At 58.6% G+C, this 14236-nt stretch carries 15 protein-coding genes and 1 pseudogene; 11 read left to right on the top strand and 5 right to left on the bottom strand.

The window, feature by feature from the left end:
• Positions 1-108 precede the first annotated feature (108 nt).
• The 3 genes from ACRESD_RS15280 to ACRESD_RS15270 all read left to right on the top strand — a co-directional run bounded on the left by ACRESD_RS15280 (position 109) and on the right by ACRESD_RS15270 (position 2700).
• Positions 109-1278, top strand: a complete 1170-nt coding sequence (locus tag ACRESD_RS15280; protein ID WP_431751683.1) for an MFS transporter — start codon at positions 109-111, stop codon at positions 1276-1278.
• Positions 1279-1332: 54 nt separating this feature from the next.
• On the top strand, positions 1333-2280 hold the full coding sequence (locus tag ACRESD_RS15275) for a hypothetical protein (protein ID WP_431751682.1): 948 nt from the start codon (positions 1333-1335) through the stop codon (positions 2278-2280).
• A gap of 93 nt (positions 2281-2373) precedes the next feature.
• Positions 2374-2700 carry a helix-turn-helix transcriptional regulator gene (locus ACRESD_RS15270; protein ID WP_431751681.1) on the top strand — a complete coding sequence of 109 codons (327 nt, stop codon included), beginning with the start codon at positions 2374-2376 and terminating at the stop codon, positions 2698-2700.
• Here the strand turns inward: ACRESD_RS15270 and ACRESD_RS15265 are convergent.
• The 3 genes from ACRESD_RS15265 to ACRESD_RS15255 form a co-directional block, all read right to left on the bottom strand.
• Complete coding sequence (locus ACRESD_RS15265; RefSeq protein ID WP_431751680.1) at positions 2679-4199, bottom strand: amidase family protein; 1521 nt, start codon at positions 4197-4199, stop codon at positions 2679-2681. The two genes, ACRESD_RS15270 and ACRESD_RS15265, sit on opposite strands and share 22 nt — an antisense overlap.
• Before the next feature lie 115 nt (positions 4200-4314).
• Entirely contained in the window at positions 4315-4905 is a 591-nt protein-coding gene (locus tag ACRESD_RS15260) for a hypothetical protein (RefSeq protein WP_431751679.1), read from the bottom strand.
• 293 nt (positions 4906-5198) lie between these two features.
• Positions 5199-6257 carry an MBL fold metallo-hydrolase gene (locus ACRESD_RS15255; protein ID WP_431751678.1) on the bottom strand — a complete coding sequence of 353 codons (1059 nt, stop codon included), beginning with the start codon at positions 6255-6257 and terminating at the stop codon, positions 5199-5201.
• Between the two features lie 123 nt (positions 6258-6380).
• On the opposite strand from ACRESD_RS15255, the gene ACRESD_RS15250 reads away from it, so the two are divergent.
• The 5 genes and pseudogenes from ACRESD_RS15250 to ACRESD_RS15230 all read left to right on the top strand — a co-directional run bounded on the left by ACRESD_RS15250 (position 6381) and on the right by ACRESD_RS15230 (position 10432).
• Entirely contained in the window at positions 6381-7007 is a 627-nt protein-coding gene (locus ACRESD_RS15250; RefSeq protein ID WP_431751677.1) for a TetR/AcrR family transcriptional regulator, read from the top strand.
• 189 nt (positions 7008-7196) lie between these two features.
• Positions 7197-8255 (top strand): diguanylate cyclase, encoded by a 1059-nt coding sequence (locus ACRESD_RS15245; protein WP_431751676.1) that lies wholly within the window; start codon positions 7197-7199, stop codon positions 8253-8255.
• A 224-nt stretch (positions 8256-8479) separates the two neighbouring features.
• Positions 8480-9289: pseudogene (locus ACRESD_RS15240) on the top strand (PAS domain-containing protein); the annotation flags it as partial.
• 69 nt (positions 9290-9358) lie between these two features.
• Entirely contained in the window at positions 9359-9838 is a 480-nt protein-coding gene (locus ACRESD_RS15235) for a methyl-accepting chemotaxis protein (RefSeq protein WP_431751685.1), read from the top strand.
• Positions 9839-9913: 75 nt separating this feature from the next.
• The gene (locus ACRESD_RS15230; RefSeq protein ID WP_431751675.1) at positions 9914-10432 is read left to right on the top strand and encodes a DUF1003 domain-containing protein; all 519 of its coding nucleotides are present in this window, start codon (positions 9914-9916) and stop codon (positions 10430-10432) included.
• On the opposite strand, the gene ACRESD_RS15225 is transcribed toward ACRESD_RS15230, so the two are convergent.
• Complete coding sequence (locus ACRESD_RS15225; protein ID WP_431751684.1) at positions 10429-11313, bottom strand: LysR family transcriptional regulator; 885 nt, start codon at positions 11311-11313, stop codon at positions 10429-10431. The two genes, ACRESD_RS15230 and ACRESD_RS15225, sit on opposite strands and share 4 nt — an antisense overlap.
• Before the next feature lie 80 nt (positions 11314-11393).
• On the opposite strand from ACRESD_RS15225, the gene ACRESD_RS15220 reads away from it, so the two are divergent.
• Both ACRESD_RS15220 and ACRESD_RS15215 read left to right on the top strand, forming a co-directional pair.
• Positions 11394-12101, top strand: coding sequence for a CTP synthase C-terminal region-related (seleno)protein (locus tag ACRESD_RS15220; protein WP_431751674.1), 708 nt, complete (start codon positions 11394-11396; stop codon positions 12099-12101).
• A complete protein-coding gene (locus ACRESD_RS15215; RefSeq protein ID WP_431751673.1) occupies positions 12098-12418 on the top strand; it encodes an antibiotic biosynthesis monooxygenase family protein in 321 nt (106 codons plus the stop codon). The genes ACRESD_RS15220 and ACRESD_RS15215 overlap by 4 nt, the downstream gene beginning before the upstream one ends.
• 77 nt (positions 12419-12495) lie before the next feature.
• On the opposite strand, the gene ACRESD_RS15210 is transcribed toward ACRESD_RS15215, so the two are convergent.
• Positions 12496-12819 carry a DUF2025 family protein gene (locus ACRESD_RS15210; RefSeq protein WP_431751672.1) on the bottom strand — a complete coding sequence of 108 codons (324 nt, stop codon included), beginning with the start codon at positions 12817-12819 and terminating at the stop codon, positions 12496-12498.
• 231 nt (positions 12820-13050) lie between these two features.
• On the opposite strand from ACRESD_RS15210, the gene ACRESD_RS15205 reads away from it, so the two are divergent.
• On the top strand, positions 13051-14178 hold the full coding sequence (locus ACRESD_RS15205) for a glycerophosphodiester phosphodiesterase (protein ID WP_431751671.1): 1128 nt from the start codon (positions 13051-13053) through the stop codon (positions 14176-14178).
• The last annotated feature ends 58 nt before the right edge of the window (positions 14179-14236 follow it).

Raw genomic sequence — 14236 nt, 5'->3', positions numbered from 1 at the left:
GTGTATCAGCCAAGCATCTGGTGACTGAATCACCGCCATCGGGGGCAAGCCCCCTCCCACACTGGACTTTCGTCGTTCAAGAGTAATAACAAGGACATCTGCCCCACCGTGGCCACCTACTCCCTGGTAATCCGCCGCCTGATGATCTGCTCGGTGACCATCGTGGTCAGCCGCGCCATGACCAGCCCTTTGCTGGCCTTGCTGCTCAGCACGCGCTTGGGCCTCAACCAGCAGGACATCGGCTTGCTGATGGGTATCGCCGTGTTTATCGCCACGTTGCTGGGCCTGTACGGCGGTTACATCATCGACCGCCTGGAAAAGCGCAAGCTGTTGATCCTGGCCATGCTCTCCAGCTCCATCGGTTTTCTGTTGCTGACGTTTGCCAGCAATCTCTACCTCACCACCTTGACCCTAGTGATCACCGAAGCCGCGTCGGCACTGTTCCTGATCGGCTCCAAGGCCATCATCAGCGAAAACCTGCCGGTGGGTGACCGCGCCAAGGTGTTTTCCCTGCGCTACACCCTGACCAACGTTGGCTACGCCACCGGCCCGATGCTCGGTGTGGTGATTGCCGGTCACATGCAGCTGGCACCGTTCCTGATTGCCAGTGCCATTGCGTTCGGCAGTCTGTTCCTGATGATCGGCATCCCGCCAACCCAACGGGATGACAGCAACAAGCCCTTGAGCTTTATCACTACGCTGCGCACTTTGCGCAGCGATCGCACGCTGATCCTGTTCACCAGCGGTAGTCTGTTGAGCACCATTGTCCACGGGCGTTATACGCTTTATCTGTCGCAGTTTTTGCTGGTGGCCTACAAGCCCGCCGAAGCACTGAAAATTCTGTCTGCCGTGCTGGCGTGCAATGCCATCACGGTGATCCTGATGCAGTACCAGATCGGCCGTTTTCTAAAGCGTGAGCAACTGCGCTACTGGATTGTGCTGGGCAGCTTGCTGTTTATCTGCGGCTTGATCGGCTTCAGCCTGGCAGACAGCCTGCTCACTTGGTGCCTGGCGATGTTCGTACTCACCCTGGGCGAGATGATCATCTACCCGTCGGAATTCCTGTTTATCGACACCATCGCCCCCGATGCGCTACGCGGCAGTTACTACGGCGCGCAGAACCTGGCAGCGTTTGGCGGAGCGATGAGCCCGGTAATCTGTGGGTATCTGCTGATCAATGCAGCACCAACCAGCATGTTCTACGCCCTCGGCGCACTGACAGCCATCGGTGGCAGCTTGTGCTTCTTGAGTGGGCGGCGGGTTACAGGTTCTTGCTGATATTTGCGTAAGATCCGACTATTAATAGCCAAACTTCTCACGGACCCGAGCCCCATGAAATTCGACACGGCCTACAGCCTGAGTCTCGACGACAAGCTGTCGATCTACGACGTACGAGACCTGAATTTCGACGAGACCACCGGCTTCGATTCCGACAAGGACAGCTTCCTGTGCCCTAACGACGAATGCCGTCGAGCATTCGATACGGGTAATTCGCTGAGCACTTTCAACGCGAAAAACGTCAACTATCAGCGCACGCCACACTTCAAAAACAAAACCAGTACCCGGCATATCGAGGGCTGCCGCTATGCCAGCACCCACAAGGCGTCGACAGGAGAAAATGACGATGAGCGGGAGGAAAACTTCCCGTCGGAATTTGTACTGACGCGGCGTCAGTACGAACGTAAAAAACCGCTGGTGGGCATTGACGGAAGTGTCCCTCACGATCCAACGAAGGCCCCCTCAACTGGGGCCAGCTCCTCTTACAGCGCAAGCGACACAACCCCGGACAAAACCAGCGTATTCGCCCACCCAGTGGAATGCTACGTGTCGAATATCGACGACAAGGACAAACTCAAGTCCATGCCTTTGAAAATCGGCGAGCACACGGCGACCTATTGGACGTTTTTCAAGAAAATCGAATACCTGCAAGACAACAAGGGCCTGATTTACTGGGGCAAAATCAAAGAGATCAAGGACTACACCAACAGCTTTCGCATCGACTTCGAAAAGAAAGTATGGCTCGACAAAAAGCCTTACTCGGTCAATGTGTACCTGAGTAAAAAGCTCATCGAGAACTACCGCAAGCGCAAGGCGTTTCTAGAGCAGATCAAGGCGGCAGTGGACAGTGAGCGAGCGTTGTATTGCTTCTTCTACGGGGTGACACCGGCGCTGAAACAGGTGCCCAGCAAGAAGAACCCCGAGCAGACGTTCGGGGTGTTCAGCGCGAATATCGAGAACTTGGATCATCTGATCATCAGGGAGGCGTCCGGATTGGAATAGGGGCTGTATAGGTATCCAGTCGATGAACGGCATAAACAACTGTACAAAAAACCAGTATAGTTTGCCTTCACCGTCAAATTCTGGAGAAACCCCATGTCCTCTTTGGCACTGAGCTCTTTCGTAGAACAGCAGATCGTACTGCACCAATTCACCACCCAACACAGCGTGCAAGCCCGTGCCATGCTGGGCTGGAGCCAGGAAAAACTGGCTCGCCTGGCGGGTGTGACAGTGCAAGCGCTTCAACAGTTTGAAAACCAGGGCGACGCGGGTGATGACACCCGACTGGCCCTGGCCTTCCGACTGGAGGCCGAAGGGCTGGTGTTTTTCCCGGGGTTTGCGCCAGGGTGGGGAATGAGTGTGCGCCAATACGACACAGCAACTGCCGAACCCGCTGCACGCTATGGATTGGCGAGTGCATGAGGTGTTGAAAGCTTGGGCTTGATGACGGCCTGGGCACCCTGCTCATAGCCATACGCCACAGCCAGCAGTTGAGCTTCAGAGCCACCCGAGCCAAAAAAGTAGGCGCTGGTCGGCAGGCCGCCCTCGGTCGCTCCGGACGGCACCGTGATCCCCGGGTAGCCGGCGGCGGCAACGCCAAAGTAACTGTTGGTGTCGAAATCCGACACGATGGCGTCCAGCTTATGCTCTTTGATGGGGTCGTCGACCGTACCGCGAAAATCCCGGATAAGCTCGTCCCATTGCGTTTGGCTTTGTTCAGCCGTGAGGGTGGAAGCGTCGATGTCCTTGAGGACCGGTTGATGTTCCGTTTCCGTCCCATCACGCTTTTCGTTGAATTCGATCAGTTCTTTAATCGACTTGACCGGCAATCCTTGGCGATTGCTCAAATAGCCATTCAGTTCTTCCTTCACATCGGAAAGCAGCAATTCGTCGTAGCGTGAAGCGTCTGCCAGACGCATGTTGAATGGAACCAGAACCGCGCCTTGCTTGCGCAGTACCTCCAGTGTCTTGTTGAACTGCTCGCTGTTATCGACCGGTAGGGTTTCACCATCCTTGGAAAAGCTCGTGGGGTAACCGATACGCTTGCCCTTCAAGGCCCCTGGCACCAACAATTTGGTGTAATCCACAGCTCCTGCACTGGTAGGCGCCTGAGGGTCGTTGCCTGCCATGGCGTTGAGCATCAGCGCGGCATCAAATACCGTACGGGCCATCGGACCGGGAGTGTCTTGCCTCTGGCTGGCGGGGATGATGCCATCGCGATTCAATAAACCAACACTAGGCTTGAGCCCGACCACACCATTGAATGCCGCTGGCACGATGATTGATCCGTTGGTCTCTGTCCCCACAGCCAAGGGCGCCAGCCCTGCTGCGACTGCCGCGGCCGAACCGGAGCTCGAACCTCCGACATCCGCATTCGAATCATGGGGGTTGCGGGTTTGCCCGCCTCGGCTGCTATAGCCATCGGGGCCGCCACGAAAGCCGGCCATTTCAGTCAGGTTGGTGGTCCCCAGAACCACCGCACCCTGGTCGATCAAGCGTTGGATGATGGGGGCGTTCTTGCTGGCGGGAGTCCCAACCAGACCGAATGCCCCTGCACTGGCTTGCATGCCTTCGACTTCCACGATGTCCTTGACCAAAATGGGAATGCCATGCAGCGGCCCCCGTACTTTGCCGCTGGCGCGCTCGCGATCCAGCTCGCGGGCCGCTTCCAGAGCCTTGGGGTTGAGCTCAATCACCGAATTCAACGCGGGGTCCAACGTGCGGATGCGCGCCTGCAGGTAACTGACCAGATCCGCTGAGGAGAAGCCCCCTGGCCTGGCCATTTGCTCGCCCAGTTGCTGGACTGTGGCGTACTCCACTCCAGCCGGAACAGCGTTCGAAGCTGCCCTCGGAATTTGCGCTGATACAACCGACGCAACGTAATTAACAAACACACTTGCACCATGACCAATTCCAAACATGAAACACCTCCTGGGAAGGGTAAGAAATGACGACGAATCAGCGTTGATCCATACGCCATTCTAAAAACCGCCCCTCCTTCCCAGCAGCAAGCTCCAGCCCGTTCAAAGCGTAAGACTATTCAACGCTAAAGGTAGTTTTCCCTGCGCCGGCAGCGAGGCAAGCAACGTTATTCCTGTAGCCCTGTACCAATGCCCTCAGCGAATCCCGCGACCAGCGCGAGCCGTAGAAATATAGCCTGCCGCCCCCTTCGAGCGGCTCTTCCAGGCGTGGATAGCCACTCCAGCAAGCGGCATGAAAAGCCGTGCTGTGGCTGTCAGACACCAGTGCATCGAGACGATACGCCAACGCGTGGTCGTCGATTTCATTACGGGTGTGCAAGGAAAATTGAACCGCGTCATCCGTGCGTTGTGCGGCCACCGGCACCAGTTGCACGCCCACCCTGCGCAGGACTTTCAGGGCGTGCATGAACGCTGCGCTGTGTTCAATCGGTTCATGGTCGCCACCACGGACATACCAATTGGCGAAGCCGACACGCCACCCTGGCAACGACTGGACAGTAGTGAACGAGCTGTTGTTCTGCACCAGGGGCACCTCGACCATCACTGGCCCCTCGGGCTCGACCCCACTCAAGGCAATCAGTGATAACGAAGGGTCACGCAGGGGCTTGATGGGAACCCCCGGCGCGTTGTACCCAGGAATGAGCAAGCCGCCTCCTGGCTGTCCGTGAGGGTGGGTATCAACGTCGAAGGCAATACCGCGTGGGCTCACGCTATCGGTGGGAGGGCTGAGTGATGTCGGGGGCAATGCACAGGGTTCTGCGGACGATGGCAACAGCTGACCCGGCCGGCAAGGCATCCCCTGCGACCAAATTTTCCTACACTTGTCTTCCATCAGAGCGCCCTCCGAACAATTATGTTCCGGGGATCATCGCACCCTCTTCCTGCCTCTGTCGCAGTGCTGAAACACCCTGAAAACTCCTTTTTCCGATGCCTACGAGGTCAACTTACCAGCGGCTCTTCAGCACCTTGGGTTTCCACCTCCAACCACCACGCGTGTCCACGCTCGGGCTGGTTCAAGTTGAACGCCTGTCCCATCGCTGGCGTAGTGATCGACACGTTGCGCTCCCAGGCCAGGGCCATGATGCGGTCGAACGGTTCGTGCCAGGCATGGAATGCCAGATCAAAAGTGCCATTATGGATGGGTAGCAGCCAGCGGCCCTTGAGATCGATGTGCGCTTGCAGGGTTTGCTCCGGCTGCATGTGCACATGAGGCCAGTCGACGTTGTAGGCACCGGTTTCCATCAGCGTCAGGTCGAACGGACCGTACTGCTCGCCGATACGCTTGAAGCCTTCGAAATAGCCGGTGTCACCGCTGAAAAAGATTCGCCGCACACCATCAATCATGACCCAGGAGCACCACAGCGTCTGGTTGGCATCGAACAGACCACGCCCGGAAAAGTGTTGCGCAGGCGTTGCAACAAAACGAATGCCATCCACCTCGGTGCCCTGCCACCAATCCAGCTGACGGACTTTGCTGGCGTCTACGCCCCATTTGATCAGGATGTCCCCTACGCCCAGTGGCGCCAGGAAGTATCGCGTCTTGTCAGCCAGTTGCACGACCGCCTTATGGTCCAAATGGTCGTAGTGATTGTGGGAAAGAATCACCGCTTCCAAGGGCGGCAGCTCTTCGAGGCTGATAGGAGGCTGGTGGAAACGCTTGGGGCCGGCCCAACTGAACGGTGAGGCCCGCTCGGCAAACACCGGGTCGGTCACCCAGAATTTACCGCGCATTTTCAGCAGTACGGTGGAATGCCCCAGGCGAAATACACTGTGGTCTGGGGCGGCCAACAGTTGCTCGCGGGTCAGCGGCTGCACCGGGATCGCTCCTACAGGGCGTGTACTGCGCGGTTTGTTGAACAGCATGTTCCAGAAGATACGCAACGTCTTGCCAAACCCACCCTGTTGGACAGGGGCGTCGTTGCTGAAGTGTCCTTGGTCCTGCTCGGCAGGCTTGAGCGCCGCTGGCGCCGGGTCGAGTCGGGTTGAAATCGTGGCCATTGCAGAGTGACTCCTGGGGTCCGCTCACTAATTACACTGCACAGTGTAGTTTCTACATTGCAACAAAACCCGGAACAAGTAAACTACCGAGTGTAATTTTCCTTTCAGAGCCGAATGCCATCCATGACTGCCCCTCAGCGCCTCACCGACCGCAAACGCGAAGCCATCGTAGCGGCTGCCATCACCGAATTCCGGGCAAATGGCTTTGAGGTCACCAGCATGGACAAGATCGCCGCCACCGCCGGTGTTTCCAAGCGCACGGTGTACAACCATTTCCCCAGCAAGGAAGAGTTGTTCGCAGAAATCCTCCACCAACTCTGGGCCAGCACCGTTGCCCAACTCGATGTGAGCTACGCCAGCGACCGCCCCTTGCGCGATCAATTGCGCGGGCTGCTGGAAGCCAAGATGAGGATGATGTCGGACGCCAACTTCCTCGACCTGGCCCGTGTCGCCATTGCAGCCACCATCCACTCCCCGGAACGTGCGCAGGACATGGTCAACCGTCTTAGCGAACGCGAAGAAGGCTTTACCCAGTGGGTGCGCGCAGCCCGGGACGATGGTCGTCTGTCCTGCACCGACCCGGCTTTCGCGGCCCACCAGATCCAGAGCCTGCTCAAGGCCTTTGCATTCTGGCCGCAGATCACCCTCGGCCAACCTATCCTCGACGCTGCCGCCCAGGCCGGTGTTATCGAATCTGCCATTGACTTGTTCCTGGCAGGTTACGAAATCCACGCCCCTCACCAGCACTGAACCTGTTGCGGGAACGACATTCCAGGTCGCTTTTAGCGTATTCGCCCGCCCCCTTGCACAAATGGCCTGGAAGGACACTGATTATTCCCACGCGAATAACTGACAATATTCACACCCATTATCCGATCAACGGTTCTACCCGCTGACGCTTACTGCCGTACCTGCAAAAAAGAGTTGACCCAGGACACTATGGAAAACAGACGAGGCAAAGGGCTTTCATTTGCCAGGCGTATCTACAAGCCAAGGATCATCGGCCTGGGTATCGGCTGCATCAGCGTAATGGGTGGGTTGTCCCCCTTATCGATGCCCGGCTGGGTTTGGGCTTTGCTGTTGTTCAACGGTTATGCCTGGGCGCATGTGGCGTACCTGCTTTCAACCCGCTCGCCTTTTCCCTATCAGGCCGAACAACGCAACCTGCTCTATGACTCGCTGCTCGGTGGCTTCTGGGCTGCAGCCACCCAATTCACGCCACTGACGGCCGTGACCATTCTGTCGATGATGACCATGAACAACGTCGCCGCGGGTGGCAAGCGCTTGTTCCTGCGTGGGCTGGTGGCGCAAGCAGGCGGTATCGCCGTGGCGTGGTGGTTGTTTGGGATCACGTTCAACCCGTACGTCAGCCCCGTCCAGGTTTACACCTGCCTGCCGATGCTGACCCTCTACCCGATGGCCATCGGCATGGTCTGCTACCAGTTGGCGATCAAACTGTCCGAGCACAAACGCACCCTCAGCGCCCTGAGCCGCATCGACAGCCTGACCGGCCTGCTCAACCATGGGTCGTGGAAAGACCTGCTCAACCTCAAGTTCCATAAGTGCCAGCAGCAACAAGGCCAAGCCACCATCGCACTGATCGATATCGATCACTTCAAGCAAATCAACGACACCCACGGGCATATCGTCGGTGACGCGGTGCTACACCAACTGAGCCAGCTATTGCGCCAGCACCTGCGGGAAAACGACCTGGCAGGACGTTACGGCGGCGATGAGTTCTGTGTGATCCTTCCGCAAATGCCCCTACAAGAAGCAGCGCTGGTGATGGAGCGATTGCGCGAAACCTTCAGTAACTATCGCAACCCGCAGATCCCCGAATTACGCGTGAGCCTAAGCATCGGCCTGGCGGACTTCCAACCCGTCTTCAGCGATGCCGTGATGTGGCTCAACGCCGCAGACCGTGCGCTGTACGCGGCCAAGGACACCGGACGCAACAAGGTCAAGGTCAGCGATTACGTGATCGCTCATTCCGCCTGATTTGTCCTACAACTACTCGTCTGAATCTTCTGCCGCCCCACTGCCGCAATAGCATAATGCCGCCACTGGTCGGCTGCCCAATAATGGTCCTGCTCCCGGGGCGAACTTCTTGGCACGCTGACGACTCTGAAACCGTTGTTCCACCCCCTCTGTCAGCACCAGGAAGCTGGCAATGAGCAAGTCAACCGTAAGGCTCTGTGCCCTACGGGGTCAGGCGCATATACATGGATACCTCATACGCATGCTTGCCCGAGCCCCCCAACATGCTATTCAACGCCCATAAAAAAGCCATCAGTACCCTGCAACACACCAATGCCCAGCAAACCAGCCTGCTGGACGCCATCGAGCGTTCCATGGCAGTCATCGAATTCGACCTGCAAGGCAACGTACTGCGGGTCAACGATAACTTCCTCAAAACCATGGGCTACCGCGCCGAACAGGTCCTGGGCCAGCCCCATCGGATGTTCTGCACACCGGCGTTTGCCCGCAGCGCCGAATACCATCAGCTGTGGACGCAACTGCGCAACGGCCAATTCAAGTCCGGCACCTTTGAACGGGTGAGCGGCAGCGGGCAGTCGGTGTGGCTGGAGGCCAGTTACAACCCGGTGTGCGATGAAACTGGCACCGTGATCAAAGTGGTGAAGTACGCCATGGACGTCACCCCGCGCCTGCAAGCCGAGAGCGAAGCCAACGCCAAGCTGGAAGCCATCGATCGCGCCATGGCGATGATTGAGTTCAACCTCGACGGCACCATCATCACCGCCAATGCGAATTTCCTGCAGCGCATGGGCTACAGCCTGGCGCAAATCCAGGGCAAGCATCACCGCCTGTTCTGCAAACCGGAGTTGGCCAACAGCACGGCATACAGCGAGTTCTGGAAACGTTTGAACCAGGGCGAACTGTTCAACGGTCTGTTCGAACGCATCGATAAACACGGCCAGACCCTGTGGCTGGAAGCCAACTACAACCCGGTGTATGACGCCAGCGGGCGCTTGTGCAAAGTGGTCAAGTTCGCCTCGGACGTGACAGCCCGCGTAGAACAACATGCTGCCGATGCGCAAAGCGCGGCACAGGCCTATCACCTGTCCCTGAACACCCAGGACATGGCGGAAAAAGGTGCCGAGGTGATTCAGAAAACCGCCACGGGCATGCGTGAAATTGCCGTGGACATTGATGCCTCCTCGCAACTGATCGCCAAGCTCGGCGAGCGTTCGCAACAGATCACCGCCATCGTCAACACCATTCGCGGCATCGCCGATCAGACCAACCTGCTGGCCCTCAACGCCGCCATCGAAGCCGCGCGCGCCGGTGAGCAAGGCCGGGGTTTCGCCGTGGTGGCCGATGAAGTGCGACAACTGGCAGCACGCACCAGCGGCTCAACGGCAGAGATCTCCAGCATGATCGCCATGATTCAGGAAGAAACCCGCCAAGCCATCGACAGCATGGACGCCACCCGCGACCGTGCCGCTCTGGGCGTGGAACTGGCCAACCAGGCCGGTACGGTGATCCTGCAGATCCGCGAGGGCACCGGTGAAGCGGTGCAGGCCGTGAGTGCATTCGCCAATGAGCGCGGTCACAACTGACCCGTTCTTCATGTGCCTGGTCGGGGGCTCGGTCTATAGTGCTGACTGTCTTCACGCTAAGGATTCGAGCCTGCCATGACCCCAGACAAACCAGAAGACGCCCCCGTCGATCACCTGCGCTTCCACCGAGGCCACGCCCACCTGGCACCCACCTTCGGCAACGACACCTTCGCCCTCAAGGCCGAAGCCTTTGCGCGGTTCTTTGGCACGCCGACCTTTCTCGGTGCGCAAACTGCAATCGTGGTGTTGTGGGTGGTGCTGAACATGACCGGCGTCACCCACTTCGACGTGTACCCGTTCATCCTGCTCAACCTGGCCTTCAGCCTGCAGTCAGCCTATGCCGCACCGCTGATCCTGCTGGCCCAGACGCGCCAGGCTGCACGGGACAAAGCCCAGTCCGACGCCGACGCACAACACCGCGAAGCCTTGGCCATTGCCAACACCGAACGCCAAGCCCAGGCCGCGCAGACCACCAAACAGCTGCTGGAACTGCTGGAACAAAACACCCGGCTGACGGAAATGACCAAGCAACTGACCGAGCGTATCGAAACCCTGACGAGCGAAATGCATGAGCAGTTTGTGCGAAAAACCTAACGCCGCGGCCAGCGTACATGCCGCCCCAACTCATCAAACAACGTCACCACTGAACGCAGCGCCCGGCAATCCGGGCGTGTCAGCAGCCACAGCGCCGTGTCACGTCCCGCCAATACGGGGCCGATAGGTTGCAGGCCATCTTCCAATAGAAAATCCGGCAGCGCCGCAACCCCCAACCCGGCGCGCACCAGTTCGGCAACCGACAACATGCTGTTGCAACGATAACTGGGGCGCACCCCCGGCAACTGTTCGCGGCGCCAGGCCACGGTGGCGTGATCGGGCAGGAAGTCATCCGGCGCGATCCAGGCCAGGTCGGCCAATTCACGGCCTTCGTGCTGGCGCGCGTAACCGGTGCTGGCGCACACCTGATAGACGACCGTGCCCAGGCAGCGTCCGACCAGATGCTCCGGCGGTGTGCGGGTCAGGCGCAGGGCGATATCCGCGTCACGCCGGCTGAGGTTGGCGAAATCATTGGAGGTGCTTAACTCCAGGGTCAGCGCCGGGTATTCGGGCATGAATTGCGCCAGAGCCGGCAACAACAAACCTTGCAACACCGAATCGGTACAGGTCAGGCGCACGGTGCCACTGATCACTTCACCGCCTTGTTCCACGCCGATGCGCGCAGCCTCCAGGGCTTGTTCGGCACGTTCAGCCTGTTGTGCGAGGTTGCTTGCCAGACTGGTCGGCAAGTAACCGCTGCGGCTTTTCTCGAACAACGTCTGGCCCAAGGCGGCCTCCAAACGCCGCACGGCGCGGAACACCGTGGACACATCCACCCGCAGCAATGCTGCCGCCCGCGCGAGAGTGCCACCGCGTACCAGAGCGAGGATCAGCGACAGATCGGGATAGTCGATTGAATAGTGCGCAGGCGCATTGAGCATATGGGTAAACGCCAATATTGATTGCGTGAACGCCAATCTATAGTGCCCCCCAGGACACCACAAGCCATGGGCCATACACGATGAAAACTTCTACCCTGCACCTCGCCTTGATCGGCGATTACAACCCCGACGTGATTGCCCACCAGGCCATTCCGCTAGCACTGCAACAGGCGGCCGAAGCCTTGAACCTGAACATTAATGTGCAATGGCTCGATACGGACTCGCTCACACCCGACACAGACCTGCACGCCTTCGACGGCTTCTGGTGCGTACCCGCCAGCCCCTACCGCGACGCCGACGGCGCACTGCGGGCGATTCGCTTTGCCCGCGAGCAAAAACGCCCTTTCCTCGGCACCTGCGGCGGCTTTCAACACGCCGTGCTGGAATATGCCCGCAATGTACTGGGCTGGGCAGATGCCGAACATGGTGAACTGGCACCCGATGCCCAACGCGCCGTCATCGCCCCCCTGAGCTGTGCCTTGGTGGAGGCGACCGACACCGTGCGCCTGGCGCCCTACACTCGCATCGCCGAAGCCTATGGCACCCTGGAGATCCACGAAGGTTATCGTTGTCGCTATGGCATCAACCCCGAGTTTGCCGACGCGCTGCTGGAAGGCGACCTGATTCCCAGCGGCCATGACAGCGCGGGAGATCTGCGCGCCGTGGAGCTGCTGGACCATCCGTTTTTCGTCGCCACCTTGTTCCAGCCGGAACGGGCAGCACTCAAGGGCACTACGCCGCCGTTGGCGCAAGCGTTGCTCCAGGCTTGCCTGGAAGTGTCGCGATGATCGCCAACACCCCTGCTCCACCCTACTACGCGGTGATTTTCAGTTCCCTGCGTACCGAGGGTGATCATGGCTACGGTCAAGCAGCCGCACGCATGCTGGAACTGGCACACGAGCAACCGGGTTTTCTGGGGGTGGAGTCGGCACGGGAAGATGGCCTGGGGATCACCGTGTCGTACTGGAGCAGCGAGGCGGCGATCCTGGCCTGGAAACAGCAGGCTGAACATCGCGCCGTGCGCGAGCAAGGCCGCACCACCTGGTACTCGGCGTTTCACACACGGGTGTGCAAGGTGGAGCGAGCCTACGCATTCCAAGATTGAGTGTGGGAGCTGGCTTGTCTGCTCCCACACAAGCTCGCATACACTTTGATCCTCACATGGCTGAAGGACGTGGAAAACTAACTGACCAGACTGCGCAACGCACTGATCTGCGGGATCGCCACCCGACGCATATACACACGCAGCGGCTCCGTGATGTTGAGGCGGTCATCGATATTCTGGTCCAACAGCAACTGAATACGCTCGCGGGACAAGATCATGGTGTGGTCGGCAGCCGGCAGCCAGACAAATTCGGCGGTGGGGATAATGCCGTCATCGGCGACGTCCATGCCGAAGGCATCTTCGCTGAAACGCACGATGTATTGGCCGGTCTTGCGATTCAGGCCGACAAAACCGTGGAGTTGGTCGGCGGCCTGGCAGATAAGCTCGGAGGTGATGCGCATGGTAAACCTCACTGAAAAGTCCCATTGGGACTGGAAAGATGGTTTACACGCGTGGCACAAATTGCTGCCCTCTAATGGGGCAGCTTGGGCCAAGAGTACTGCAACGCCGCACAAAAAAACCCAAAAATCAGCTCGTGCGCACGTTAATGTCGGTTTGGTGATAGCGCCTTTCGCAATCAATTGTTAAAAAGGACACCTTCTCAAAGTTACCTCCACGAAAGGACTTCGCATATGCCTGTCACGTTTTCCAAGAGTGCCTTGCTGCTCGCTCTGATGCTGGGCCTTGGCCAGGCACAGGCTGCCGATCCGATCAGCCCGGCTGAATTGGCAACAAACGAAGGCATTCCGTACCCGGCTGTCATCGCCCACCGTGGCGCTTCCTATGACGCCCCTGAGTCCACCGCAGCCGCTTACAAAGTCGCACGCGACCTGGGCGCCGACTACCTGGAAATGGACCTGCAGCGCAGCAAGGACGGCGTGCTGTTCGCCCTGCACGACAACAACCTGCAACGCACCACCGACGTGGCCACCAAATTCCCAGACCGCAAGGATGCCCCGGCCAACGAATTCACCTGGGCCGAGTTGCGCACCCTGGACGCCGGCAGCTGGTTCAACGCTGCCTACCCGGATCGCGCCCGCCCAGGTTTCGTCGGCCTGAAAATCCAGAGCCTGGACGACATCATCAAAATCGCCGAAGGCAACCCGCAGCACAAACCCGGCCTGTACATCGAGACCAAGGAGCCCAAGCAATTTCCGGGTATCGAAGCCGACCTGAAGAACAAGCTGCTGGACAAAGGCTGGCTGAGCTCCGCCGGTTCCAAACTGGGCAAGAGCAACACGGGCGTCGGCCAGGGCAAAGGCCGCGTGGTGCTGCAGACGTTTGAAAAAGACAGCTTGAAAGAATTGCAGAAAGAAATGCCCAACACCCCGAAAATCCTGTTGTTGTGGGTGGGTGCCGGCAGTATCGAGCCAAAATCCACACAGACGTTCGCTGAGTCTGGCGAACCGACCAAGGCCGCTTACTACGCCAAGCAAGAGCCGAAAGACGCTGCCGAATTCGAAAAATGGGTCGACGAAGCCAAGAGCCTCGGTGCCATCGGTACCGGCCCATCGGCTGAGCTGACCAACCACGGCGACCAGAGCTACACGGACCTGGTCAAGCCTGAGATGAACAAGCTGACCCACGACAAGGGCCTGCTGGTGCACGTCTACACAGTGGATGAACCGGTGGACTTCAAGAAAGTCATGGACGCTGGCGTCGACGGTATCTTCACCAATCGCGCCGTTGAACTGTTGAAGTTCTACAATCGCTTCCCGTCGTCGAACGTGCAGCAATTGCTGACGGACCACGGCTACTGAGTCAATCTGCCATTAAGGGTGAGTTAAGTTGCGCCGGTTAATCTGGCGCCACTTAAAC

The organism is Pseudomonas sp., assembly GCF_050739995.1.
GTDB lineage: Bacteria > Pseudomonadota > Gammaproteobacteria > Pseudomonadales > Pseudomonadaceae > Aquipseudomonas.
This window is presented reverse-complemented; position numbering and strand designations above follow the sequence as displayed.